This window comes from Roseovarius sp. MBR-51, from assembly GCF_053628575.1.
In genome coordinates, this window is the sequence record NZ_JBRJGQ010000005.1 from 164,827 (window position 1) to 187,161 (window position 22,335).

28 protein-coding genes are annotated in these 22,335 nt (G+C 61.7%); 9 read left to right on the forward strand and 19 right to left on the reverse strand.

What is annotated here, in order from left to right; translation table 11 throughout:
• Positions 1-8: 8 nt before the first annotated feature.
• The 7 genes from ACSSVY_RS08950 to glpD are packed head-to-tail and all read right to left on the reverse strand — an operon-like array spanning position 9 to position 6,131.
• Complete coding sequence (locus tag ACSSVY_RS08950; RefSeq protein ID WP_454269189.1) at positions 9-281, reverse strand: DUF2160 domain-containing protein; 273 nt, start codon at positions 279-281, stop codon at positions 9-11.
• 1 nt (position 282) lies between these two features.
• Positions 283-546, reverse strand: a complete 264-nt coding sequence (locus ACSSVY_RS08955; RefSeq protein WP_454269191.1) for a hypothetical protein — start codon at positions 544-546, stop codon at positions 283-285.
• Positions 546-1,388, reverse strand: a complete 843-nt coding sequence (locus ACSSVY_RS08960; protein WP_454269193.1) for a carbohydrate ABC transporter permease — start codon at positions 1,386-1,388, stop codon at positions 546-548. The genes ACSSVY_RS08955 and ACSSVY_RS08960 overlap by 1 nt, the downstream gene beginning before the upstream one ends.
• Positions 1,388-2,260, reverse strand: a complete 873-nt coding sequence (locus ACSSVY_RS08965) for a carbohydrate ABC transporter permease (RefSeq protein ID WP_454269195.1) — start codon at positions 2,258-2,260, stop codon at positions 1,388-1,390. Before ACSSVY_RS08965 ends, ACSSVY_RS08960 begins: the two co-directional genes overlap by 1 nt.
• The gene (locus ACSSVY_RS08970; protein WP_454269197.1) at positions 2,260-3,354 is read right to left on the reverse strand and encodes an ABC transporter ATP-binding protein; all 1,095 of its coding nucleotides are present in this window, start codon (positions 3,352-3,354) and stop codon (positions 2,260-2,262) included. Before ACSSVY_RS08970 ends, ACSSVY_RS08965 begins: the two co-directional genes overlap by 1 nt.
• A 10-nt stretch (positions 3,355-3,364) precedes the next feature.
• Positions 3,365-4,453: an ABC transporter ATP-binding protein gene (locus ACSSVY_RS08975; RefSeq protein ID WP_454269199.1), complete on the reverse strand. Its 1,089-nt coding sequence runs from the start codon at positions 4,451-4,453 to the stop codon at positions 3,365-3,367.
• 16 nt (positions 4,454-4,469) lie between these two features.
• Positions 4,470-6,131, reverse strand: coding sequence for a glycerol-3-phosphate dehydrogenase (glpD, locus tag ACSSVY_RS08980; protein WP_454269201.1), 1,662 nt, complete (start codon positions 6,129-6,131; stop codon positions 4,470-4,472).
• Between the two features lie 238 nt (positions 6,132-6,369).
• Between glpD and ACSSVY_RS08985 the strand changes: the two genes are divergently transcribed.
• The gene (locus ACSSVY_RS08985; RefSeq protein WP_009816385.1) at positions 6,370-7,155 is read left to right on the forward strand and encodes a DeoR/GlpR family DNA-binding transcription regulator; all 786 of its coding nucleotides are present in this window, start codon (positions 6,370-6,372) and stop codon (positions 7,153-7,155) included.
• Here ACSSVY_RS08985 and ACSSVY_RS08990 read toward each other — a convergent pair.
• A complete protein-coding gene (locus ACSSVY_RS08990; RefSeq protein ID WP_454269371.1) occupies positions 7,143-7,397 on the reverse strand; it encodes a DUF167 domain-containing protein in 255 nt (84 codons plus the stop codon). The genes ACSSVY_RS08985 and ACSSVY_RS08990 overlap by 13 nt on opposite strands.
• A gap of 113 nt (positions 7,398-7,510) precedes the next feature.
• Between ACSSVY_RS08990 and ACSSVY_RS08995 the strand changes: the two genes are divergently transcribed.
• A complete protein-coding gene (locus ACSSVY_RS08995; RefSeq protein WP_454269203.1) occupies positions 7,511-8,089 on the forward strand; it encodes a nitroreductase family protein in 579 nt (192 codons plus the stop codon).
• Positions 8,086-8,790 (forward strand): EI24 domain-containing protein, encoded by a 705-nt coding sequence (locus ACSSVY_RS09000; protein ID WP_454269205.1) that lies wholly within the window; start codon positions 8,086-8,088, stop codon positions 8,788-8,790. The genes ACSSVY_RS08995 and ACSSVY_RS09000 overlap by 4 nt, the downstream gene beginning before the upstream one ends.
• Here the strand turns inward: ACSSVY_RS09000 and ACSSVY_RS09005 are convergent.
• Positions 8,759-9,040, reverse strand: a complete 282-nt coding sequence (locus ACSSVY_RS09005) for a DUF1467 family protein (protein WP_454269207.1) — start codon at positions 9,038-9,040, stop codon at positions 8,759-8,761. The genes ACSSVY_RS09000 and ACSSVY_RS09005 overlap by 32 nt on opposite strands.
• A complete protein-coding gene (gene mce / locus ACSSVY_RS09010; protein WP_454269209.1) occupies positions 9,040-9,444 on the reverse strand; it encodes a methylmalonyl-CoA epimerase in 405 nt (134 codons plus the stop codon). Before mce ends, ACSSVY_RS09005 begins: the two co-directional genes overlap by 1 nt.
• 147 nt (positions 9,445-9,591) lie before the next feature.
• On the opposite strand from mce, the gene ACSSVY_RS09015 reads away from it, so the two are divergent.
• The 3 genes from ACSSVY_RS09015 to pdeM are packed head-to-tail and all read left to right on the forward strand — an operon-like array spanning position 9,592 to position 13,510.
• A complete protein-coding gene (locus ACSSVY_RS09015) occupies positions 9,592-10,293 on the forward strand; it encodes a response regulator (protein ID WP_454269211.1) in 702 nt (233 codons plus the stop codon).
• Between the two features lie 51 nt (positions 10,294-10,344).
• Positions 10,345-12,771 (forward strand): ligase-associated DNA damage response DEXH box helicase, encoded by a 2,427-nt coding sequence (locus ACSSVY_RS09020; protein WP_454269213.1) that lies wholly within the window; start codon positions 10,345-10,347, stop codon positions 12,769-12,771.
• Between the two features lie 52 nt (positions 12,772-12,823).
• Entirely contained in the window at positions 12,824-13,510 is a 687-nt protein-coding gene (gene pdeM, locus ACSSVY_RS09025; protein ID WP_454269215.1) for a ligase-associated DNA damage response endonuclease PdeM, read from the forward strand.
• Here pdeM and ACSSVY_RS09030 read toward each other — a convergent pair.
• Positions 13,498-14,337, reverse strand: a complete 840-nt coding sequence (locus ACSSVY_RS09030; RefSeq protein WP_454269217.1) for a LytTR family DNA-binding domain-containing protein — start codon at positions 14,335-14,337, stop codon at positions 13,498-13,500. The two genes, pdeM and ACSSVY_RS09030, sit on opposite strands and share 13 nt — an antisense overlap.
• Positions 14,338-14,448: 111 nt before the next feature.
• Between ACSSVY_RS09030 and ACSSVY_RS09035 the strand changes: the two genes are divergently transcribed.
• The gene (locus ACSSVY_RS09035) at positions 14,449-14,862 is read left to right on the forward strand and encodes a PaaI family thioesterase (protein ID WP_009816375.1); all 414 of its coding nucleotides are present in this window, start codon (positions 14,449-14,451) and stop codon (positions 14,860-14,862) included.
• 27 nt (positions 14,863-14,889) lie between these two features.
• On the opposite strand, the gene ACSSVY_RS09040 is transcribed toward ACSSVY_RS09035, so the two are convergent.
• Complete coding sequence (locus ACSSVY_RS09040; RefSeq protein ID WP_454269219.1) at positions 14,890-15,567, reverse strand: class I SAM-dependent methyltransferase; 678 nt, start codon at positions 15,565-15,567, stop codon at positions 14,890-14,892.
• A gap of 103 nt (positions 15,568-15,670) precedes the next feature.
• On the opposite strand from ACSSVY_RS09040, the gene aat reads away from it, so the two are divergent.
• Positions 15,671-16,312, forward strand: a complete 642-nt coding sequence (gene aat / locus ACSSVY_RS09045; protein WP_454269221.1) for a leucyl/phenylalanyl-tRNA--protein transferase — start codon at positions 15,671-15,673, stop codon at positions 16,310-16,312.
• Here aat and ACSSVY_RS09050 read toward each other — a convergent pair.
• The 5 genes from ACSSVY_RS09050 to ACSSVY_RS09070 form a co-directional block, all read right to left on the reverse strand.
• A complete protein-coding gene (locus tag ACSSVY_RS09050) occupies positions 16,279-16,638 on the reverse strand; it encodes a DUF2155 domain-containing protein (protein WP_454269223.1) in 360 nt (119 codons plus the stop codon). The genes aat and ACSSVY_RS09050 overlap by 34 nt on opposite strands.
• Positions 16,635-17,096 carry an outer membrane lipid asymmetry maintenance protein MlaD gene (gene mlaD / locus ACSSVY_RS09055; protein WP_454269225.1) on the reverse strand — a complete coding sequence of 154 codons (462 nt, stop codon included), beginning with the start codon at positions 17,094-17,096 and terminating at the stop codon, positions 16,635-16,637. The genes ACSSVY_RS09050 and mlaD overlap by 4 nt, the downstream gene beginning before the upstream one ends.
• 10 nt (positions 17,097-17,106) lie before the next feature.
• Positions 17,107-17,490, reverse strand: coding sequence for an NADH:ubiquinone oxidoreductase subunit NDUFA12 (locus ACSSVY_RS09060; protein WP_009816370.1), 384 nt, complete (start codon positions 17,488-17,490; stop codon positions 17,107-17,109).
• 169 nt (positions 17,491-17,659) lie between these two features.
• The gene (clpX, locus tag ACSSVY_RS09065) at positions 17,660-18,928 is read right to left on the reverse strand and encodes an ATP-dependent Clp protease ATP-binding subunit ClpX (protein WP_454269227.1); all 1,269 of its coding nucleotides are present in this window, start codon (positions 18,926-18,928) and stop codon (positions 17,660-17,662) included.
• A 146-nt stretch (positions 18,929-19,074) separates the two neighbouring features.
• Positions 19,075-19,707, reverse strand: coding sequence for an ATP-dependent Clp protease proteolytic subunit (locus tag ACSSVY_RS09070; RefSeq protein ID WP_454269229.1), 633 nt, complete (start codon positions 19,705-19,707; stop codon positions 19,075-19,077).
• Between the two features lie 263 nt (positions 19,708-19,970).
• Here ACSSVY_RS09070 and ACSSVY_RS09075 point away from each other — a divergent pair, with 263 nt between their 5' ends.
• Entirely contained in the window at positions 19,971-20,321 is a 351-nt protein-coding gene (locus ACSSVY_RS09075; RefSeq protein WP_454269231.1) for an ArsR/SmtB family transcription factor, read from the forward strand.
• Positions 20,322-20,341: 20 nt separating this feature from the next.
• On the opposite strand, the gene ACSSVY_RS09080 is transcribed toward ACSSVY_RS09075, so the two are convergent.
• Both ACSSVY_RS09080 and ACSSVY_RS09085 read right to left on the reverse strand, forming a co-directional pair.
• Positions 20,342-20,926 (reverse strand): carboxymuconolactone decarboxylase family protein, encoded by a 585-nt coding sequence (locus ACSSVY_RS09080; RefSeq protein ID WP_454269233.1) that lies wholly within the window; start codon positions 20,924-20,926, stop codon positions 20,342-20,344.
• A 128-nt stretch (positions 20,927-21,054) separates the two neighbouring features.
• On the reverse strand, positions 21,055-22,290 hold the full coding sequence (locus tag ACSSVY_RS09085; RefSeq protein WP_454269235.1) for an acyl-CoA dehydrogenase family protein: 1,236 nt from the start codon (positions 22,288-22,290) through the stop codon (positions 21,055-21,057).
• Between the last annotated feature and the right edge of the window lie 45 nt (positions 22,291-22,335).

Sequence of the window (22,335 nt, forward strand, 5' to 3'; positions counted from 1 at the left end):
ATCCCAATCTAGACCCAGCGAAACACCGCCGCGGCATAGATCAGGCAGAGGATCAGCGCATAAGGCTGGTTTGCGCCGACAAACCCGAGCCAGGCCAGATTGAGAAAGGCCGAGCCCAGAAGCGTAATGAAGAGCCGATCGCCGCGCGTGGTCTCGATCCTAAGGATACCGACACGCGGGGTTTCGGGGAATTTGAGGGCGAGGATTGTGAAGGTGATCAGCAGCCCCGCGATCACCATGAAGAAGACCGCCGTGGGCCATGTCCATGCCATCCATGCCATTTCAACGCCTCCGATACATGTTGTGGTTATCACCGCGCAGCCATGGTGGCTCGATATGTTGCAGCCGTTGTCGGTAACGTTGGTCTAGGAAAGCAGCCTTAACCGCTTTTCCAAGGTTGTTTCTGTCGCCAGCAACAATCTGAACGTTCCACTCTTCGGGAAACACATCGGATATCTCGAACTCATGACCTATTTCATATTCAGTTGTCTTTCGAATGAACTCTTGACCCCATTGATCCCAAAGTCTCTGTTCGAAGGCCTTCATCACACCCTCCCCAACGCGAAACCCTTGGCGATATAATTCCGCACGAAGTAAATCACCAACGCCCCCGGCACGATGGTCAGCACCCCGGCGGCGGCCAGCACGCCCCAATCGAGACCCGACGCCGAGACCGTCCGCGTCATCGTCGCGGCGATGGGTTTGGCGTCGACGGATGTCAGCGTGCGCGACAAGAGCAGTTCCACCCATGAGAACATGAAGCAGAAGAACGCGGCCACACCCACGCCGCTTGCAATCAGCGGCATGAAGATTTTCACGAAGAACCGCCCAAAGGAATAGCCGTCGATATAGGCGGTCTCGTCGATCTCCTTGGGGACGCCGCGCATGAACCCCTCCAGAATCCACACCGCCAAGGGCACGTTGAAGAGGCAATGCGCCAGCGCCACGGCGATATGCGTATCGAATAGTCCCACACTCGAATAAAGCTGAAAGAACGGCAGGGCAAAGACAGCAGGCGGGGCCATGCGGTTGGTCAGGAGCCAGAAGAAGAGATGCTTGTCTCCCAGGAAATGATACCGCGAAAACGCATATGCGGCGGGCAGAGCCACGGCAATCGACAGAACCGTGTTCATCACCACATAGATCAGCGAATTGACATAGCCCATGTACCAGCTCGCGTCGGTCAAGATCGTGGCATAGTTGGCAAAGGTCAGATCTTGTGGCCAGAGCGAGAAGGTGCCGAGGATTTCGTCATTGGTCTTGAAGCTCATGTTGATGAGCCAATAGATCGGCAAGAGCAGGAACAGCAGGTAAAGCACCATCACCACGTTGATACGCGGCAAAGCGAGGCTGCGAGCGGTGCCGCGTGCGGCGGTCAAATCGGCCATCACTTGCCCTCCCGTTTGTCGAGATTGACCATGACCGTGTAAAACACCCATGAAATCAGCAGGATCACGAGGAAATACATGATCGAGAAGGCGGCGGCGGGGCCGAGGTCAAACTGACCCAACGCCATTTTGACCAGATCAATCGACAGGAATGTCGTGGCATTGCCCGGCCCGCCGCCCGTCACGACAAACGGCTCTGTGTAGATCATGAAACTGTCCATGAAGCGCAGCAGGATGGCGATCATCAGCACGCCCGCCATCTTGGGCAGTTCTATATAGCGGAACACGGCCCAGCGGCTGGCCTGATCAATCTTGGCGGCCTGATAATAGGCGTCGGGGATGGATTGCAGCCCGGCGTAGGCCAAGAGCGCCACGAGTGAGGTCCAGTGCCAGACATCCATCACGATCACTGTGATCCACGCTGCTGTCGTGTCCTGCGTGTAGTTATAGGAAACACCCAGCGCGTCGAGCGTATGGCCCAAGAGCCCGATATCGACACGGCCAAAGATCTGCCAGATGGTGCCCACCACATTCCACGGGATCAGCAGCGGCAGCGACATCAGCACAAGGCAAAGGGACGCCCAAAAGCCGCTCTTGGGCATATTGAGCGCGACAAAGATGCCCAAGGGGATTTCGATGGCAAGGATGATGGCCGAGAACGCCGCTTGACGCGCCAGTGCGTCCCACATCCGCTCGGAACTGAGCATTTCCTCGAACCATTCAAGGCCTGCCCAGAAGAATTGATTGTTGCCGAATGTGTCCTGCACCGAATAGTTGACCACGGTCATCAGCGGGATCACAGCGGAAAAGGCCACAAGGATGAGCACGGGCAGGACCAGAAACCATGCCTTTTGGTTGACGGTCTTGTCCATCACGCGGCCTCCTGCGCTTGGGATTTCGGCGTGACGCGCCAATCATCGACATAGACATTGATCGCCGCCGGGTCAAAGGTGAGACGGGTCATGTCGGGTGAAATCGCGGCCCCTTCGGCGGCGATGGCGTTCACCGCGACCCCGCCAAGGTCACAGCGGATGATCTTGTGACGGCCCACATCCTCGATCCGGGTGATGGTCACGAGTAGCCCCTCGGGGCCTGCCGTCAGGCGCACGAATTCCGGGCGCACACCGATCTGCACCCGGCCCGTGGGGTGGGCATAGTCGGCCCCAAGCGGGATCTCGACGCCCTGGACAAGGGCCTTCGTGCCCGCCACCTGCGCATCGAGCAGGTTCATGCCCGGCGAGCCGATGAAATAGCCCACGAATGTATGCTCTGGCCGCTCAAAGAGCTCCTGTGGCGTGCCCATCTGCACGACGCGGCCGTCGTGCATGACAACCACCTTATCGGCAAAGGTCAGGGCCTCGGTCTGGTCGTGGGTGACATAAATCATCGTATGGCCAAACTGGTGATGCAGCGCCTTGAGTTGCGTCCTGAGTTCCCATTTCATATGCGGGTCGATCACCGTCAGCGGCTCATCAAACAGGAGCGCGTTGACATCCTCGCGCACCATGCCGCGCCCAAGGCTGATCTTTTGCTTGGCATCGGCGGTGAGACCGCGCGCCTTGTGACCCAGCTCTGCCTCCATGCCGATCATCCGGGCGATGGTCTGAACCCGCTCGGCGATATAGGACGCCTCTGCCCCGCGATTGCGCAGCGGAAAGGCGAGATTGTCGCGCACAGTCATTGTGTCATAGACTACCGGAAACTGGAACACCTGCGCGATGTTGCGCGCCGCGGTGGCCTGATTGGTGACATCGTGATCGTTGAATAGAATACGCCCCTGCGACGGATGCAAGAGGCCAGAGATGATATTGAGAAGCGTGGATTTGCCACAGCCCGAGGCACCCAAGAGCGCATAAGCCTCACCATCGCCCCAGACGTGATTGAGTTCCTTGAGCGCAAAATCGGCCTCAGAGGTCGGGCGGGGCAGGTAACTATGAGCCAGATTATCAAGCGTGATCTTTGCCATTGCTGTCCCCTCATGCCGCCTGCGCATAGGGCGCGGGGGCGACCAGCGTACCGTCCGCCCCAAACACATAGACATGCGCAGGATCAAGATAGACCCGCAATGCCGCCCCCAGTTTCAGATCGCGCACCCCGTGGATAAGACCCACCCACCGCTCGCCGTGATGATCGAGATGCACAAAGGTCTCTGAGCCGGTGATCTCGGTCACGTTGAGGCGCGCGTCAAAGGTCAACGCATCGGCGGTCTGCTGTTCAAGCTCCAGATGGTTGGGGCGAAACCCCGCCATATAGGTGCCATCCGCCAGATCCGCCATGCTGCCCAGCGCCGCCGCCGATTGGCCATCGCCGAATAGGATGCTGTGGCCGGTTTTGGTGACGCTGAGGAAATTCATCGGCGGATCGCTGAAAACGCGCGCGGTGGTGGCATCGCGCGGTTGGCGGTAGACCTGCGGTGTCGGGCCGAATTGGGTGACGCGCCCCTCCCAGAGGGTTGCGGTATTGCCACCAAGGAGCAGCGCCTCTTCCGGCTCGGTCGTGGCATAGACAAAGATGCTGCCTGCCGCCTCGAATATCTTGGGAATTTCCGCGCGCAATTCCTCGCGCAGCTTGTAATCGAGATTGGCCAGCGGCTCATCCAGCAGCACCAGCCCCGCCTCCTTGACCAACGCGCGGGCCAAGGCACAGCGCTGTTGCTGACCACCCGAGAGTTCCAGCGGCTTGCGCGAGAGCATCGGGGACAACTGCATCAGATCGGCGGTTTTCTTGACCGCCGCGTCAATCTCGGCGCTGGATTTGCCCATCAGGCGCAGGGGCGAGGCGATGTTGTCATAGACGGTCATCGACGGGTAGTTGATGAATTGCTGATAGACCATCGCGACGCGGCGATCCTGCACGCGCATGCCCGTCACATCCGCGCCGTTCCACAGGATACGGCCTGTTGCGGGCACATCGAGCCCCGCCATCAGCCGCATGAGCGAGGTTTTCCCCGAGAGGGTCGGCCCCAGAAGCACGTTCATCGTGCCTGCCTCGAGCGTGAGGTCGGTCGGGCAAATATGCACCTGCCCGTTCACACGTTTCGATACCCCCTCCAGTGTCAGCGCCATGCGGTCGTTTCCTCCATTATCCTTTGGCAGCCACGGGGGCGGCCCGATCACGGCCGCGTTCCCGCTGCATCCAGTCGTCGAGCGCCGCAATCTGCGCCTCGGTCATCTTGAGGCCCAGACGCGTGCGCCGCCAGACCACATCCGCCGCAGCGCGGGCGTATTCATGGTCCATCTGCCAGCGCACCTCGGCCCCTGTCAGGGTCGCCCCGAAATCGGGGCCAAGATCGGCGGCCTCGCGCGCCTCGCCCAGAATATCCAGCGCCTCGGTGCCATAGGCGCGCACGAGGCGTCGCGCCCATGCCTCTGTGAGAAACGGATAGGCCCTGTGCAGACTCTCGGTCAGCCGGTCAAACCCGTCAACGGGGAAATCGCCCCCCGGCAGGGCGACGCCTGCGGTCCAATCCTCGCCTGCCTTCCGAAAGAACGGGCGCAGCTTGGCCAGCGCCGCCTCGGCCAGTTTGCGGTATGTGGTGATCTTGCCGCCAAAGATGTTCAAGAGCGGCGCGCCCGGCCCCTCGGCCAGCGTCAGCACATAGTCGCGGGTGGCGGCGGTGGCGGATTTCGCGCCATCGTCATAGAGCGGGCGCACGCCCGAATAGGTCCAGACGATATCGGCGCGTGTCACGGGCGTCTTGAAGTATTCCGACGCAAAGCGGCAGAGATATTCGGCCTCTTCCGGCGTGCATTCGGGGCGCGTGTCGGCCTGCCCATGTTCGGCATCGGTGGTGCCGATCAGGGTGAATTCGCCCTCATAGGGAATGGCGAAGATGATCCGCCCATCGGTGCCTTGGAAGAAGTAGCATTTGTCGTGATGGAACAGACGGCGCGTCACGATATGGCTGCCGCGCACCAACCGCACCCCCTCGGCAGAGTTGAGCCGCAGCGTGCCCGAGATCACATCCTTGACCCAAGGGCCAGCAGCATTCACCAGCGCACGCGCCTGCACCACCTCACTCGTGCCGGTTTCCTGATCCCTGAGCGTCACGTGCCACAGATCGCCCACACGTTCGGCCGATTGCACGCGGGTGCGGGTGCGGATGCGCGCACCGCGCGCCGCGGCATCGCGGGCGTTGAGCACGACAAGGCGGCTGTCCTCGATCCAGCAGTCGGAATATTCATAGGCGCGGGTGAACTTGTCCTTGAGCGGCGCACCCTCCGGCGCATTGCGCAGATCGAGCGTCGCGGTCGCGGGCAGGATCTTCCGCCCCCCAAGGTGATCGTAGAGAAACAGCCCCAGACGGATCAGCCACGCAGGCCGCCGCCCCTTCATCCACGGCATGACCAGATTGAGAATGCGCGAGGTGGGCGTTTCCCCCTCAAACCGCATGTCGCGGTGATAGGGCAGCACAAACCGCATCGGCCAGCTGATATGCGGCATCGCGCGCAGCAGGGTTTCCCGCTCGATCAGCGCCTCGCGCACCAGCCGGATTTCGAAGTATTCGAGATAGCGCAGACCGCCGTGAAACAGCTTGGTCGAGGCGCTCGACGTGGCCCAAGCGAGATCGTTCATCTCGGCCAGTTCGACCCGCAGCCCCCGGCCCGCCGCATCACGGGCGATGCCACAGCCGTTGATGCCGCCGCCGATGACGAACAGGTCGATCACTGTGCCCTCGCGGTCCTGCGACACGCGCCCCTCCCACCGTAAGATGAGCGCAAACGAACCACTTTTTGACCGCATGGGTCAAGAATGAATGTTCGTTTTGTTTCTTTTATTGATACGCCCGTTGATTTCATTCATCAATTTTCCGGGCCAAGGGTGGTTCAGGGCGCGAACGAACGCATTTCTGCCTCTGACGTTGGGTGAACCGACCTCGCTCACCCGCGATTCGTCCGCTACGCCGCAGCGCAGCGGAGGCTTTGCTTGCAGAGCGCGACAAAACGAACATAATCGAACCTGCAACCAATCAAGGCCGCCCATGTCCCAGAGCTTTCGCCAACCCGACATTCTGGAAATCGCCCGCGCCGAGGGCAAGGTCACGGTCGAGGGGCTGGCCGAACGCTTTGACGTCACCGTCCAGACCATCCGCCGCGACCTCACCGAACTTGCCAACGCGGGCAAGCTGGAGCGCGTGCATGGCGGCGCGATCCTGCCGTCGGGCGTGTCCAACATCCTCTACGAGGAACGCCGCCGCCTGAATGAGCCTGCCAAGGCCGCGATTGGCCGCGCCTGTGCGGCCGCCATTCCGCATGATGCCTCGGTCTTTCTCGACATCGGCACCACGACCGAGGCGGTGGCGCGCGAATTGATGGATCACCGCAACCTGATGGTCGTCACCAACAATATGAACGTGGCGCAAATCCTGCTGGCCAACAAGGATTGCGAGATTGTCGTGGCGGGCGGCGCGCTGCGGCGGTCGGACAATGGGCTTGTGGGCAATCTGACCGCGCGCACCATCGAGAATTTCAAGTTCGATTACGCGATTCTGGGCTGTTCCGCGCTGGATGAAGACGGCGACATGCTCGATTTCGACATTCAGGAGGTGGTGGTGGGCCAGACCCTGCTCAACCGCTCGCGCGAGGTGTTTCTGGTCGCCGATCATTCCAAGTTTCAGCGCAGCGCGCCGGTGCGGCTTGGGTCAATCCGCGATGTTGATCAGGTCTTCACCGACCGGCCCCTGCCCGCGCCGCTGATAGAGCACTGCATCGGCTGGGGCACACGGGTGCATGTGGCCGGCAGCCACGCCAAACGTCAATCGACCTGAAACACCTTGTCCCGGCTGGTGTGGCCGCGCAGCAGGCTCAGGCGCGATTTCGGCACGCCCAGCGCCTTGGCCAAGAGCTTGTGAACAGCGGCATTGGCCTTGCCATCTTCGGGCACGGTGGTGACATAGACCCGCAGCGCGCCCTCTTCCACGACAATCCGGTTGCGCGCGGCCTTGGGGGTCACGCGCAGGGCAATCGTGGTGCCGGGCCGCGCCAGCGCGCTGAGGTCGGGGATGTCCATGGCCCCGGCATACTGGCTGCGCGGCACCGCTCCAAGAGGAATTACAGCATCAGGGCTTGACCCCAGACGCGCGCTTGCCGACATGTGGGGGGCTTCGCAAGAGAAAGAGACCAATGCCCCAGCCCAATTCCGCCGCGTTAGAGTTCCTCCAGACCCGCCGCTCGCGCCCGGCCAAGACGCTGGTGCTGCCGGTGCCGGACAGGGCGGCCCTGCGCCCGCTCCTGGCCGCCGCGACCCGCGTGCCCGATCATGGCAAGCTGGAACCGTGGCGCCTGATCGTGCTGGAGCGTGCCGCACTCGTGCGGCTGGCGGGGCTGGTGGCGCAGGCGGGCGCGCGACTTGGCAAATCGCCCGAGGATATCGCCAAGGCCGAGACGCAATTCGCCGATGCGCATCTGGCGGTCGCTGTGATCGAGAGCCCGAAACCCTCGGATAAAATTCCAGCCATCGAGCAGACCTATTCGGCGGCCTGCGTCTGTCTCAGCCTCTTGAACGCCGCCCTTGCCGCCGGGTGGGGGGCCAATTGGCTGAGCGGCTGGCCCAGCCATGACCAAGAGTTCGCGCAGACCGCCCTTGGGCTGGCCGAACACGAGCGTATCGCCGGTTTCATCCATATCGGCACCGAAGGCGCCACCCCGCCCGAGCGCCCGCGCCCCGAGATCGACAGCATCACGACGTGGGTTTCGGAATGATTTTTGCCAGTTTCTTCAAGGCAATAGGCCAGATCGGCGATCCACGGTTCCGCAAGGTGCTGCTGTTGGGCGTGGGCCTGACGCTTGCGCTTTTGATTGTGGCCTATGCCGGTGTGCTCTGGCTCATTCAGGCGACGGTGGGCGACACCACCACCCTGCCGCTCTTGGGCGAGGTGACATGGCTGGGCGATCTCTTGAGCGGCGCGTCGTTGCTCTTGATGATCGTGCTGTCGGTCTTTCTCATGGTGCCGGTCGCCTCTGCCATCACCTCGATGTTTCTCGACACGGTGGCCGATGCGGTGGAGGATCGCCACTATCCCGGACTACCGCCCGCGCAATCCGTGCCCTTTGGCGAGGCGCTGCGCGACACGATCAACTTTCTCGGCGTGATCATCGGCGCGAATATCGTGGCGCTGATACTCTATGCAATCTTTACACCCTTCGCGCTCTTCATCTTTTGGGCGCTCAATGGCTATTTGCTTGGAATGGAGTATTTCCAACTGGTGGCCATGCGCCGTGTCGGGCGGGAGGGGGCCAAGTCACTCCGCCGCAAGCATCGCATGACGATCTGGGCGGCGGGTGTGTTGATGGCGATGCCGCTCTCGGTGCCGCTGGTGAACCTGTTGATCCCGATTCTCGGGGCAGCGACCTTTACCCATATCTTTCACGCTACTCAGGCGCGGCGCCACTCATCCGGTTGAATATATCGAGGTCGCGCACGCTGATCACACCCGAAATGATCGTGCCGCCAATGATGATCCAGAGCACGACGGCGATGCCGGTGGTGATCCACGCCTTTTTCTTGAGGTGATGATGTTCGGGCGATCCGGCATGGGTGCCGGGCACGATTTTACCGACATCCCCTTGGGTCTGAATGCGAAGGGGCAGCACGACGAAAAACGTCATGAACCAGATCACGGCAAAGAGCACGATGGCCGAGGTAATGCCCATCAGACCTGCTCCAGTTCCACGAGGCAGCCGTTGAAATCCTTGGGATGCAGAAAGAGCACCGGCTTGCCATGCGCGCCGATCTTGGGCTCTCCGCTGCCCAGCACCCGCGCGCCGGTGGATTTCAGATGGTCGCGTGCGGCGATGATATCCTCGACCTCATAGCAGATATGGTGAATCCCACCCGAGGGGTTCTTGTCCAGAAAGCTCTGGATCGGGCTGTTCTCACCCAAGGGATAGAGCAGTTCAATCTTGGTATTGGGCAGTTCGATGAAAATCACCGTGACGCCATGATCCGGCTCGTCCTGCGGCGCGCCGACCTTGGCGCCGAGCGCGTGGCGATACTGGTCGGCGGCGGCGTCGAGGTCCGGCACGGCGATGGCGACATGATTGAGGCGTCCGATCATGGGGCAATCCTTTCGCATGAATTTCCCCCGTTATGGGGATGATCGTGCGAACTGACAAGCGACAGGGGGACGCAACCCGCGCATTAACCTCGCGTTCACCACAACCGGGTCATGCTGCGGGGATATCGTGACAGAAGGATGCACCCGATGATCGATCTTGACAGCCTTGTGAGCCCGCGCACCCCCAATGCCCAACGCCCGCTGCTTGGCATGACCGTTCTGGCGGTTGAGGATAGCCGCTATGCGTCAGAGGCGCTGCGCCTGATGTGCCTGCGCAGCGGCGCGCGCATCCGGCGCGCGGATTGTCTGGCCTCGGCGCGCCGCCATTTGCAGGTCTACCGCCCTTCGGTGGTGATCGTCGATCTGGGCCTGCCGGATGGCCACGGCGAGGATCTGATTGCCGAACTTGACCGCGCAACTCCCCGTGTCGGCGTCATCCTTGCCACCAGCGGCGATGCCGGGGCAGAGGGGCGGGCGCGCAGCGCGGGGGCTGATGGGCTCTTGCTCAAACCGGTGGCCAGCCTTGGCATCTTTCAGCAAGAGGTGCTGCGGCACGTCCCCGCCGACCGGCGGCCCCTTGGCCCCTATGCGGTCCAAGATGACAGAATAAACCCCGATCCCTTGGCCTATCGCGACGATCTGGAGCATGTTCAGAGCCTGCTGAGCCATGACCGATCGCCCGACATCCTGCTCTATGCCGCGCAATTTCTGGCCAGCGTGGCCCGTGCGGCCAACGATGCGGGTCTCGCCGAAGCGGCATCGGGATTGGCAGGGCATTGTCCCGAGGCAGGCATCGCGCGGGTCATCGGGCTGATCGCGACGCGGCTGGCGCAACAAGAGGCGATGTAGAGGGCGGCCTCCGCCTTTGCTTTGCTGCGGCCCGCCGCTAGATAGGGCGTCATGTGCGCCCTGCCCGCCCCTCTTGCATCGTGGTTTTCTGCCCGCAACTGGCAGCTTCACCCGCATCAGGCGGAGATGCTGGCGCGGGCGGATGATCCTGCCACGCTGCTCATCGCCCCCACCGGCGGGGGCAAGACGCTGGCGGGGTTTCTGCCGACGCTGGCGGATCTCGCCACGGGCGATCACAAGGGTCTGCACACGCTCTATATCTCACCGCTCAAGGCGCTCGCGGCTGACATCCGGCGCAACCTGACCACGCCGGTCACGGAAATGGGCCTGCCCATCCGCATCGAGGACCGCACTGGCGACACGTCCTCTCACACCAAGCGCCGCCAACGCGCCGATCCGCCCCTTATCCTCTTGACCACGCCTGAGAGCCTCGCACTTCTGACCTCCTACGAGGACGCGCCGCGCATTTTTGCGGGCCTGAAACGCGTCGTGATCGACGAGGTGCATGCCCTGGCCGAGAGCAAGCGCGGCGATCAGCTCATGCTGGCGCTGAGCCGGCTTCAGGCGCTCTGCCCCGAGATGCGGCGCGTGGGCTTGTCGGCCACGGTCGAGGACCCGCCCGCCCTTGCGCACTATATGTCCCATGGCAACAGCCCTTGCGCAATCCTCATGGCCGATCCGGGACCAGAGCCCGACATCGCCATGCTCACGACCGCCGAACCGCCCCCCTGGGCCGGGGGTGGGGCCGCCTATGCGATTCCCGCCGTGCTGGATCAGGTGCGCCGCCACAAGACGACGCTGATTTTCCACAACACCCGCGCGCAGGCCGAGATTTTCTTTCACAACCTCTGGCTCGCCAATGACGACGCGCTGCCCATCGGCATCCATCACGGCAGCCTTGACCGGGTGCAGCGCGAACGGGTCGAGGCGGCGATGGTGCGCGGCGATCTGCGCGCCGTGGTCTGCACCGGCAGCCTCGATCTGGGGCTGGATTGGGGCGATGTCGATCTGGTCATTCAGGTGGGCGCGCCCAAGAACGTCAAACGCCTTGTGCAGCGCATCGGGCGGGCCAATCACCGCTACAACGCGCCATCCAAGGCGCTCCTTGTGCCCGCAAATCGGTTCGAGGTGGTGGAATGTCGCGCCGCTCTCGAGGCCGTGCGCGCCCGTGATCTGGACGGCGAGGCGCGCGGGCCGGGGCCGCGCGATGTGCTCTGCCAGCATATCCTGATCCGCGCCTGTGCGGGCCCGTTCGACGCCGCGACACTCTTTGCCGAAGTGACCGGGGCCGGGGCCTATGCCGCCCTCAGCCGCGCCGAATTCGACGCCTGCCTCGAATTCTGCGCCACGGGGGGCTATGCGCTGCGGGCCTATGACCAATGGCAGCGCCTGCAACAGCGCGCCGATGGAGACTGGCAATTGCGCGATCCGCGCTCTGCCCGGATCATCCGCATGAACATCGGCACCATTCAGGACACCGACACGCTCAAGGTGCGGATGCGGCGGGCACGCGGCGGCAAGCCCTTGGGCGAGATCGAAGAAGGCTTTGCCGCCACCCTCACCCCCGGCGATACATTCCTCATCGGCGGGCAAATCGTGCGCTTTGAATCCCTGCGCGAGATGGTGGTGGAGGTCAGCCGCGATCCCGGTCGCAAGCCCAAGATTGCCACCTATATGGGCACCAAATTCGCAACCTCGACGCAGTTGTCAGAACGTATCCTGCACATGCTTGGCGCCCCCGACTGGCCCGACCTGCCGGACCCTGTGCGCGACTGGCTGCATCTGCAACGGCAGGTGTCACAAATGCCCGAACCCGACAGCCTGCTGATCGAGAGTTTTGCCCATGAGGCGCGCGAGCATCTCTGCATCTACGGCTTTGCGGGGCGCAACGCGATGCAGACGCTGGGACTCTTGGTGACAAAACGGATGGAGGAGACGGGCCTTGCCCCGCTGGGGTTCGTGGCCACCGATTACGCCACGCTGATCTGGGGGCTGGAGCCGGTGACAGATGCAGCACCCCTCTTTGCGCCCAACGCCCTACGGGAGGGGTTGGACAGCTGGCTCATGTCCAACGCGGTGATGAAACGCACCTTTCGCGCCTCGGCCACCATTGCCGGGCTGATCCAGCGCAACACCCCCGGCGCGCGCAAGAATGGGCGGCAGGCGACGCTGTCGTCGGATATTCTCTATGACACGCTGGTGAAATATGACCCCCACCACCTGCTCCTCGACATCACCCGGCAAGAGGCGATGCGCGGCCTCGTGGATTTTGGCCGGATCGAGGACATGCTGGCGCGCATCGCGGGGCGCGTCACCCTGCGACGGCTGGCGCGGGTGAGCCCCCTGGCAGCACCGCTATTTCTTGAGGCGGGGCGGATGCCGGTAGAGGGCGCAGCTCAAGAGCGGCTCTTGGCCGAGGAAAGCGCGCGGCTTCTGGCCGCGGCGGGCCTCGCGCCAATGCGCGAAATCACGCGCTAGCGGGGCTGCGCACGCCCTTGCCATTCCGAACGCCAAAGGTCACCACTGCGACATGGACGGATACGGATTCACCCTGGCCGGAACGGCGCTGACGGCGCTGCCCTCGGGCGCGCTCTATTGGGAGGCGCGCAATCTCTTGTGCGTCTCTGACCTGCATTTGGGCAAGGCACTGCGTCGTGCCCGGTTGGGCGAGCCGCCCCTCCCCCCCTACGAGACGCGCGACACGCTCACCCGACTCGAAAGCGACCTGCGCCGCACCGGGGCGGCGACCGTCATCTGCCTTGGTGACAGTTTCGACGACAGCGCCGCCGCAGCCCACCTCCCCGATGCGGAAAAGCTCTGGATCGCCAAATTGCAGGCGGGGCGGCGCTGGGTCTGGATTGAGGGCAATCACGATCCGGGCCCGGTTGACCTCGGTGGCGCGCATATGGCCGAACTGCCGGTGCCGCCGCTCTGCTTTCGCCATATCGCCCACGCCGGTCAGAGCGGTGAAATCTCGGGCCATTACCACCCCAAGGTGCGGTTGACGCTCAAAGGGTGCGGCCTGAGCCGCCCCGCTTTTCTGATGGACAGCGACCGGGTGATTCTGCCCGCGTTTGGCACGTATACGGGCGGCTTGTGGTCAGATGATCCGGTCCTCACCGGGTTGATGCGACCCGAAGCCATCGCCGTGCTCACAGGGGCCATGGTGCATGCGGTGCCGATGCCGCGCGCAGAGCGGTCCCGTCAACGACCCTGAGCGGAAAGGTCGGGCGGCTCCAACAGACCCGCCGCCTCGAGATTTGGCCGGTACTTGCGGCTGACCGGCACCCGATCACCATTCTTGAGAAGCACAAAGACCTTGCCGCCGCTGTGGCGCTCCATCTTCGAGATGGCGTCGATGGCGACCCAATGCGATCTGTGGGTGCAAAATCCGGCCACCGGCTCCATCTCTTCGATGGCATCCACCAGACGCAAGCGCAGGCTCTCTATGCCGGCGCTGGTCGCCACCTCGACATAATGATCATTGGCAGTCAGCCGATGAATCTCTGCCATGGGCGGACAGGACAGCCGCCGGTGAAGCCGGGTTTGGGGGGAAATGTCGGGGTCTGTCTGGGACCAATAGCTGGTCGGGAATTCGGCGCCGATCTGCCGGCGCACAATGAAAACGCCGCTCGCAATAAAAAAGGTGTTCAGAGTGATCTTGATGAGTCTCAGATCCTCATAGCCCAACACCGGGTCTAGCCAACCGCGCAATACCCAGATCAGAGGCCCGAGGAATATCCCGACAAGAAAACTTGCCCCGAGGTCGAACAGGGCCGGGTGCCGGTGCTCCAAAAGCGCGCGCATGACCGCGCGTGCGGCGAATCCGATCACAACTCCAGCGGTGACAACCAACGACCAATAGACCATGCGGATCGGCATGCTCATTGTATCATAGCTGCCGAACGGCCCGGCAAGCACCGCAATACCCAGTGCCGCCGCCCAAACATAGAATGTGACAGATGAAAACAGGATAGAAAACGTATCCACGAAATGCAGTCGAAGGTCAGTCCAGTTCAACGTACCACCCTTGCTCGTTCCCATTCGATATGCATTTATCAGTCTGTCCGTTCTAGTCCAATCTAACGACAGCAAGTCGGATCACTTTACTGTCAACTCGATACGACAGTGTAAACAATGGGAAAGTCGGCACGAATGTCCCCTGACATCGAACAGACAATTCGGCAGAGCTTTGCCGCTCAGTCCATGATGACCACTCTTGGGGCACGCTTGGTCGCGGTTTCCGCCGGTCAGATCGAGATCGAAGCCCCCATTCTCCCCGGAAGCCGCCAACAACACGGTTTTGGCCATGCCGGGTTGACCTTTGCCATTGGCGACAGCGCCGCAGGCTACGCGGCGCTCAGCATGATGCCCGAGGGCGCAGAGGTTCTGACAACCGAGATGAAAATCAATCTACTCGCACCGGCGCAGGGCGAGCGCCTGATCGCCCGTGGGCGGGTGATCAAGCCGGGGCGCCGTCTGGTGATTGTTCAGGCGGATGTGTATGCGCTCCGGGATGGGGCTGAAGCCCACATTGCGCTGCTCACGGGAACAATGATTCCCGTTTGACCTCTACAAGCGCCTTGCCGCATCCCATCAGGCTGTTTGCTCCGGCGTCAGTGTGAAACTGGCGCGCAGTTTGGGTCCAGTGGCATAGTAATCCTCAAGACCCTGCCGCACGTCGGGATCGAGCACGGTCCAGTCAATCCAGTCGAGATCAAATCCGCTGTCAAAGGCGACCATTGCAGCGGCCCCTTGGCTCGGCACCCGTGTCGGTCGCGCGCGCCCCGCCAGGACCTCGCGCGAGCGTTCGATCCAGAGAATCGGGTCCTCAGAGGCGACAAACCAGCCATCCACCACCACGAGACGCGGCTCCAACTCTCGGATCAGACCGAAGAGATCATGCAGATCCGCACCGTGTTCAAGCAGATCAAAAAGGATGATCACATCATATTGCCGCCCGGCGCGCACCTCGGATCGGATTTCCTCGATAGGGTCGGCACAACGTAGATCAATACGTTCGCGCAATCCGACATCCGGCAATCGACCAAACCGCTCGACCAGACCCGCGTCGGTTTCAATCCCAACCACCTGCAACCCCCCCGCCGCCGCAAGCGCATAACACCACGCGCCATCCCCGGCCCCAACCAGCATCACGGTCGAATCGGCAATGGCGTGACGAAAGGCATCAATCAGCATGGCATGCCGCGCCTGCGCGCGGTTGATCCCGCCCGTCCCGGCATCGCCCGTTGTTTTGGCAAACCCATAGCCCATGATCGCCCTCACATACCTGTCACCCAGTATCGCCTTTGACCTTGTAACATGACAAAAGATACTGAACCCTTAAGTACCGACCGATTTCAGCGCCACAGGCCCCATGACCACGCCCCTGACCCCCGCCCTTTTGCTTCAGGCCTATGCCTCTGGCGTGTTTCCCATGTCAGAGCATCGGGACGATCCAGAGGTGTTCTGGGTCGATCCGCATCACCGCGGCATTCTTCCGCTCGACGGCTTTCACATTTCGCGCTCTCTGGCACGCCGGATGCGTCAGGGTCACTATGAGGCGACACTCAACCATGATTTCGAGGCGGTGGTGCAGGGCTGTGCAGACCGTGCCGATACATGGATCAGCCCACCGATCCATCGCACCTATCTCGCGCTCCATCAGCAAGGGCACGGGCACTCTCTGGAAATCTGGCAAGAGGGGCAGCTTGTCGGCGGGGTATACGGCGTGGCCCTTGGGGCCGCGTTCTTTGGCGAAAGCATGTTCTCACGCCGGGCTGATGCCTCGAAACTGGCATTGGCCCATTTGACGGACCACCTTGCCCGCTGCGGGTTCAGCCTCTTTGACACACAGTTCATCACCCCACATCTCGGGCGTCTTGGCGGACGTGAAATTCCGCGTGTTCAGTATCGCGCGCTCTTGCAAGAGGCGATGGAAACCGAGGCAGACATCACCAACCCGCCGTTTGATCCCGATCCGAGTCAGATCTTGCAGCGCAAGACCCAGATGTCATAGCGCGCATGTTCCAGCGCATTCAACGCCGGCGACGAGGCCAACATCCAGCCTGAGAAAACCACAGCCCCACCATTCTGTTCGCGAATCGTCAGATAGGCATAGGAATCCCCGGCCGGGTTGCCTTCGGGATAGCGGCATTCGCCTAGCTCGACGTCAAGCGTGCCGAACACGCCCGTCTGGCCATTCGCTAGGTCCAGATCACTGGCCTGACCATTGATCTTGTCGAGACCGCGCAGGATGGCCCCTTGTGCAACCGTCGCCACCTCTTGCGCCGCACCCGCACCAGCCGCAAGACAGAGGGCGAGGGTCAGCCAGAGCGCTCTCATTGCGTGGCCCCATCCTCGCTTCCCGATACGAATTTCATCAGCAAGGAGACAAGGCTCACAGACCCTTGGGTGAATTCAATCTCGGACCCCGGTTCGACGTAGAACGGCGATCCACCGGGCATGATCTCGACGTAATTGCCACCAAGAAGCCCCTCAGAGGAAATCGCAACGGCGCTGTCATCGGGCACGTTGATGCCGTCTTGCACCGTAAAGGTGGTTTTGGCGCGATAGGTCTCAGGGTCGAGCGCGATTTGCGTGACCCGTCCAACCTTGACGCCAGCCAGTCGCACATCCGTGCCCACACTCACGCCATCGGCGCTGCGGAAACTGGCGCTGAGTTGGTATTCGCGCGCACCGCCGGTGGTCATGCCGGTGGTCTTGCCCGCATAGACCAGAAACCCGATTGCCACGGCCAGAACGACGCCGCCAACCAGAACCTCGGTTTTACTCTCTGACATATCCTGACCCTTATTCCGGCGACCACGCCTCGTAGTCGCGCCGCTCTGCCGGTGCCGCGCGCCGGATTGACCCAGCGGGCGCATAGGCCAGTGGCGTGCCGGTCAAGTTCTCGCTATGCGGCTTTTCCCACGACTTGTGCGCAAGCGGCTTGTCGGTCGGCGGCTCTTTATAGGTGTGATGCAACCAGCCGTGCCAATCAGGGTCAACCCGACTTGCCTCGGCTTCACCGTTAAAGATCACCCAGCGGCGTTTGTCGTCGCCGGTGCGGTAGAACGCATTGCCCTGCGCATCTTCACCCACCCGGACGCCCCTGCGCCACGTATAAAACTGGGTGTTGAGCGTCTGCCCGTTCCACCAGGTAACCGAGCGCAGCAAGGTGTTGAGAATGCCCATTCGACCCTCCGACATAATTCTCATCCGATATGGCGGATTTGACGGCGAAGGTCCAGTGCCCCCAGCGCCTCATCCGGTCGCTCCGCTTGATCGGCGATCCACCGCTATCGAACCAAAGCAAAAGCCCGCAACGCGCGTTGCGGGCTCTTCGATTTGTAGAGCGTCAGGCTCAACCGGCGCTGGCGCCCTCTTTCTTACCTTTGCTCTCGGCGTAAATGATCAACGGTGCGGCGTCCGAATTGACCGCTTCTTCGTTGACCAAAACCTCTTCAACATGCTCCATGCTGGGCAGGTCGAACATGGTATCGAGCAGGATATCTTCGAGGATCGAGCGTAGCCCGCGCGCCCCGGTCTTGCGCGCGATGGCGCGCTTCGAGATGGCCTTGAGCGCGTCATCGGTAAAGCTGAGTTGCGCACCTTCCAACTCAAACAGCCGTTGGTATTGCTTCACAAGGGCGTTCTTGGGCTGGGTCAGAATGGTAACAAGCGCCTCTTCGTCCAGATCCTCGAGCGTCGCAATCACGGGCAGACGTCCGACAAATTCCGGGATCAGACCGAATTTCAGCAGATCCTCGGGCTCCAGGTCGGTAAAGATCTCGCCAATTCCGCGCGCATCATTGTCGCGCACATCGGCACCAAAGCCCATGGCGCTGCCCTTGCCGCGCTGCGCGATGATCTTGTCGAGACCGGCAAAGGCCCCGCCGCAGATGAAGAGGATATTCGTGGTATCCACTTGCAGGAATTCCTGCTGCGGATGCTTGCGCCCGCCCTGTGGCGGCACGGCGGCAACCGTGCCTTCCATCAGCTTGAGCAGCGCCTGCTGCACGCCCTCACCCGACACGTCGCGGGTGATCGAGGGATTCTCGGACTTGCGCGTGATCTTGTCGACCTCGTCGATATAGACGATGCCACGCTGCGCGCGCTCGACATTATATTCAGACGATTGCAGCAGCTTGAGGATGATATTCTCCACATCCTCGCCCACATAGCCCGCCTCGGTCAACGTGGTGGCATCGGCCATGGTAAAGGGCACGTCGAGAATCCGCGCCAGCGTCTGCGCTAGCAAGGTCTTGCCACAGCCCGTTGGCCCGATCAGCAGGATATTCGACTTGCTGAGTTCAATGTCGCTCTTGCCGGAATTGTTCAGACGCTTGTAGTGGTTGTGAACCGCCACCGACAAAACCTTCTTTGCGCGCGCCTGACCGATGACATAATCGTCAAGAACCTTGCAGATATCGCGCGGCGCGGGAATACCTTCGCTCGATTTGATACCAGCGGTCTTGGTCTCTTCGCGAATGATGTCCATGCAGAGTTCGACGCATTCATCGCAGATGAACACGGTCGGACCAGCGATCAGCTTGCGCACCTCATGCTGGCTCTTGCCGCAAAAGCTGCAATAGAGCGTGTTCTTGCTGTCGCCGCCTGAGTTATTCGCCATTCCGTACCTTTCGGGCCCTGCGCCGTCTGCCGTCCACGCGCCCCGTGCGGGGCCTCGTCTGTGATCTGTGCTACCCGTCAGCTTAAGTCAGGCCGTATGGCACCACAATCCGAAAATATCCGGCCCGCCCTCGGGCCGGGTCACGTTTATTTCTTCGCCTCGTCGACTTTGTCACGGTTGGCCACGATCTCGTCGATCAATCCCCAGGCCTTGGCCTCTTCCGGCGACATGAAATTGTCCCGCTCGAGCGCCTCTTCGACCTTTTTCAGACTCTGGCCGGTGTGCCGGACATAAATTTCGTTCAACCGATCCTTGAGCTTTTGCGTCTCACGCGCATGGATCATGATATCCGTCGCCTGCCCCTGATACCCGCCCGAAGGCTGGTGCACCATGACGCGGCTGTTGGGCAGCGAGAACCGCATCCCCGGCTCGCCCGCCGTGAGCAAAAGACTGCCCATGCTCGCGGCCTGACCCACGACCAGCGTGCTGACCTTGGGCTTGATGTATTGCATCGTATCATAGATCGACAGACCCGAGGTCACGACCCCGCCGGGGCTGTTGATATACATGCTGATTTCCTTGGACGGATTCTCCGCCTCAAGATGCAAGAGCTGTGCCACAATGAGGCTCGACATGCCATCATGCACCGGACCGCTCAGAAAAATGATCCGCTCCTTGAGCAGGCGCGAGAAAATATCATAGGCCCGCTCGCCCCGGCTGGTTTGTTCAACCACCATCGGAACGAGAGTGTTCATATAGATGTCCATAGGGTCTTTCATCACAGCCCGCCTGTCCTGCGCCCGACCGATGCTGTCGGGCTTATTAAATCATTCCGACCGTAACCGGCCAGTTCCTAAGGGAGTCTTAGTGTTGCGCCCAAGGGGCTGCAAGGGCATCGCTCGAATTTGTGGCAGCGCCCCGGGCGAGATGGCGCTTTGCGCGCCACATCTGGTCACTTTTTCGCGGGATTGGCCCGCCAGCTTTTGCAAATCCGGCAAAAACGCCCTAAGTACATAGGGGCAACGCTCAGGAATCTCGGAAAATGCCTCTTCCCGTTCTCGATGACACACTTGATCCGGCAGAGATGGATCGCATGGTTGATAATGCAACCAATGCCGCGAATTTCCTCAAGGCCATAAGCCATGAGGGGCGGTTGATGATTCTCTGCCATCTGGTGTCGGGCGAGCGATCGGTGACAGAACTTGAAACCTTGCTCTCGGCGCGTCAGGCGGCGGTGTCGCAGCAGTTGTCGCGCCTGCGACTCGAAGGGCTGGTGACGGCGCGGCGCGACGGCAAGACAATATACTACAGCCTTGCGGATGATCGGCCTCGCAAGGTGCTTGAAGTGGTGTACGAGTTGTTCTGCGCCCCCAAGCCAACCCCGAATCCCTAGGGGCGCAGACGTCGACAGGCTCAGGCCGCTTCGACCGTCTTGTCCACGGTAAAGGGTGCAAAAACCTCATCCACATCGGTGTGATTGACGTGATTGGCATAGTTGCTGATCGTCTTCACGGCCAAGGCCAGAATGATCTCCAGCACATGGACATCGCCATAGCCTGCGGCCTTGAACGCCTCGGCGTGGGCCTTGGTCGGCAGACCGCGTGTCTCCCACATGTGGTGGGTGAACTTGCGCAGCGCCTCCAGCTTGGCATCGCTCAGCGGCTTGCCATCGCGCAGCGCCTGCGTATGCGCCTCGCCCAGTTTGGACATCTTGATCGCCAGCATCGAATGCGCAGCGGTGCAATAGTCACAGCCATTGGCCAGCGAGATGGTCAGAAACACCACCTCTTGCTCGGGCGGGGTGAAATTGCCCGACTCGCGATAGAGCGCGTAGCCATGCAGATAGGTGGACAAGAGGCCGGGGTTGACGGCCATGCCGCGATACATATTGGGCACGAACCCCAGTTTGGCGCGCGCGCCTTCCAACAAGTCCTTGGCCTTACCACTGGCCTGATCGTCACTCACAGGCGATGTCTCTACTCGGAATTCAGCAGTCATGGAGCTCTCCTTTGTGTGTGATGTGCTCACCCTACAGCTAGTCGGCCCCCCTCTGGAATGTAACCGCTGCACTCTTCACCAAGCCGTGATCTGGGTTCCTTGCCGCAGACCCGCTTGTGCGAAAACGCTCAGACCTTTGCTTGCGTGTATTTCCGCAACTCCGCGCGCGCTACTTGCCTGCGATGCACCGCGTCCGGGCCATCCGCCAGACGCAGGGTGCGCACATGCGTCCACATTGCCGCCAGCGGCACATCCTGCGAAATGCCTTGCGCGCCAAACATCTGCACCGCCTCGTCGATCACCTTGAGCGCCACGCGCGGGGCCACCACCTTGATCTGGCTGATCCAGGGGGCTGCGGCGCGCGCATCGCCTTGGTCCATCATCCAAGCGGCCTTGAGGCACAGCAATCGCGCCTGTTCGATTTCCATCCGGCACTCGGCGATGATGTCGTAATTCGCCCCAAGCTGCACCAGGGGCTTGCCGAACGCTTCGCGCGCCAGCGCGCGCTTGCACATCATCTCCAGCGCAGATTCGGCCTGACCGATGGCGCGCATACAGTGGTGAATGCGCCCCGGCCCAAGCCGCCCTTGGGCAATCTCGAAGCCGCGCCCCTCGCCCAAGAGCAGGTTCTCCACCGGCACCCGCACGTTCTCGAACTTGAAATGCATATGCCCATGCGGTGCGTCATCATGGCCATACACCTGCATCGGGCGCAGTTTCTCGATGCCGGGTGTATCTGCGGGCACCACGATCATCGAATGGCGCTGATGCTTGGGCATCTCATCGCCCCCGGTGCGCACCATCACGATATAGACCTTGCAGCGCGGATCACCGGCCCCCGTGGCCCACCATTTCTGACCGTTCAGAACATAATGATCGCCGTCGCGCACGCAGGACATGGCGATATTGGTGGCATCTGAACTCGCGACATCCGGCTCTGTCATCAGATACGCACTGCGAATCTGCCCCTCCAAAAGCGGTGCCAGCCACTCTGCCTTCATCGCCTCGGTGCCATAACGCTCGAACACTTCCATGTTGCCGGTGTCGGGTGCGTTGCAGTTGAACACCTCGGCCCCCATCGGCGTCTTGCCCATTTCCTCGGCGAAATAGGCGTAGTCCACCGTCGTCAGGCCAAAGCCCCGCGCGCTGTCGGTCAGCCAGAAATTCCACAAGCCTTCGGCCTTGGCGCGTGCCTTCAGCCCCTCCAGAATCTCGGCCTGCCGGGGGGTATAGCCCCACCGCTCGCCCTTGCCGATCTCGGCGTGATATTCGGCCTCGAGCGGCATGATCTCGTCGCGCACCATCGCCGCCACCCGCGCCAAGAGCGCGCGCATCTCGGGGCGCATTCCCAAATTCATGTCCATGTCACCGGCCCTCTGCTATCCGTTGCCCCAATTGACAACATCGAC

Excerpts from the sequence above, each read along its gene's own strand:
- ACSSVY_RS08950 (WP_454269189.1), bottom strand. The coding sequence starts at position 281 with ATGGCATGGATGGCATGGACATGGCCCACGGCGGTCTTCTTCATGGTG.
- ACSSVY_RS08955 (WP_454269191.1), bottom strand. The coding sequence starts at position 546 with ATGAAGGCCTTCGAACAGAGACTTTGGGATCAATGGGGTCAAGAGTTC.
- ACSSVY_RS08960 (WP_454269193.1), bottom strand. The coding sequence starts at position 1,388 with ATGGCCGATTTGACCGCCGCACGCGGCACCGCTCGCAGCCTCGCTTTG.
- ACSSVY_RS08965 (WP_454269195.1), bottom strand. The coding sequence starts at position 2,260 with ATGGACAAGACCGTCAACCAAAAGGCATGGTTTCTGGTCCTGCCCGTG.
- ACSSVY_RS08970 (WP_454269197.1), bottom strand. The coding sequence starts at position 3,354 with ATGGCAAAGATCACGCTTGATAATCTGGCTCATAGTTACCTGCCCCGC.
- ACSSVY_RS08975 (WP_454269199.1), bottom strand. The coding sequence starts at position 4,453 with ATGGCGCTGACACTGGAGGGGGTATCGAAACGTGTGAACGGGCAGGTG.
- glpD (WP_454269201.1), bottom strand. The coding sequence starts at position 6,131 with ATGCGGTCAAAAAGTGGTTCGTTTGCGCTCATCTTACGGTGGGAGGGG.
- ACSSVY_RS08985 (WP_009816385.1), top strand. The coding sequence starts at position 6,370 with ATGTCCCAGAGCTTTCGCCAACCCGACATTCTGGAAATCGCCCGCGCC.
- ACSSVY_RS08990 (WP_454269371.1), bottom strand. The coding sequence starts at position 7,397 with ATGGACATCCCCGACCTCAGCGCGCTGGCGCGGCCCGGCACCACGATT.
- ACSSVY_RS08995 (WP_454269203.1), top strand. The coding sequence starts at position 7,511 with ATGCCCCAGCCCAATTCCGCCGCGTTAGAGTTCCTCCAGACCCGCCGC.
- ACSSVY_RS09000 (WP_454269205.1), top strand. The coding sequence starts at position 8,086 with ATGATTTTTGCCAGTTTCTTCAAGGCAATAGGCCAGATCGGCGATCCA.
- ACSSVY_RS09005 (WP_454269207.1), bottom strand. The coding sequence starts at position 9,040 with ATGGGCATTACCTCGGCCATCGTGCTCTTTGCCGTGATCTGGTTCATG.
- mce (WP_454269209.1), bottom strand. The coding sequence starts at position 9,444 with ATGATCGGACGCCTCAATCATGTCGCCATCGCCGTGCCGGACCTCGAC.
- ACSSVY_RS09015 (WP_454269211.1), top strand. The coding sequence starts at position 9,592 with ATGATCGATCTTGACAGCCTTGTGAGCCCGCGCACCCCCAATGCCCAA.
- ACSSVY_RS09020 (WP_454269213.1), top strand. The coding sequence starts at position 10,345 with ATGTGCGCCCTGCCCGCCCCTCTTGCATCGTGGTTTTCTGCCCGCAAC.
- pdeM (WP_454269215.1), top strand. The coding sequence starts at position 12,824 with ATGGACGGATACGGATTCACCCTGGCCGGAACGGCGCTGACGGCGCTG.
- ACSSVY_RS09030 (WP_454269217.1), bottom strand. The coding sequence starts at position 14,337 with ATGGGAACGAGCAAGGGTGGTACGTTGAACTGGACTGACCTTCGACTG.
- ACSSVY_RS09035 (WP_009816375.1), top strand. The coding sequence starts at position 14,449 with ATGTCCCCTGACATCGAACAGACAATTCGGCAGAGCTTTGCCGCTCAG.
- ACSSVY_RS09040 (WP_454269219.1), bottom strand. The coding sequence starts at position 15,567 with ATGGGCTATGGGTTTGCCAAAACAACGGGCGATGCCGGGACGGGCGGG.
- aat (WP_454269221.1), top strand. The coding sequence starts at position 15,671 with ATGACCACGCCCCTGACCCCCGCCCTTTTGCTTCAGGCCTATGCCTCT.
- ACSSVY_RS09050 (WP_454269223.1), bottom strand. The coding sequence starts at position 16,638 with ATGAGAGCGCTCTGGCTGACCCTCGCCCTCTGTCTTGCGGCTGGTGCG.
- mlaD (WP_454269225.1), bottom strand. The coding sequence starts at position 17,096 with ATGTCAGAGAGTAAAACCGAGGTTCTGGTTGGCGGCGTCGTTCTGGCC.
- ACSSVY_RS09060 (WP_009816370.1), bottom strand. The coding sequence starts at position 17,490 with ATGGGCATTCTCAACACCTTGCTGCGCTCGGTTACCTGGTGGAACGGG.
- clpX (WP_454269227.1), bottom strand. The coding sequence starts at position 18,928 with ATGGCGAATAACTCAGGCGGCGACAGCAAGAACACGCTCTATTGCAGC.
- ACSSVY_RS09070 (WP_454269229.1), bottom strand. The coding sequence starts at position 19,707 with ATGAAAGACCCTATGGACATCTATATGAACACTCTCGTTCCGATGGTG.
- ACSSVY_RS09075 (WP_454269231.1), top strand. The coding sequence starts at position 19,971 with ATGCCTCTTCCCGTTCTCGATGACACACTTGATCCGGCAGAGATGGAT.
- ACSSVY_RS09080 (WP_454269233.1), bottom strand. The coding sequence starts at position 20,926 with ATGACTGCTGAATTCCGAGTAGAGACATCGCCTGTGAGTGACGATCAG.
- ACSSVY_RS09085 (WP_454269235.1), bottom strand. The coding sequence starts at position 22,290 with ATGGACATGAATTTGGGAATGCGCCCCGAGATGCGCGCGCTCTTGGCG.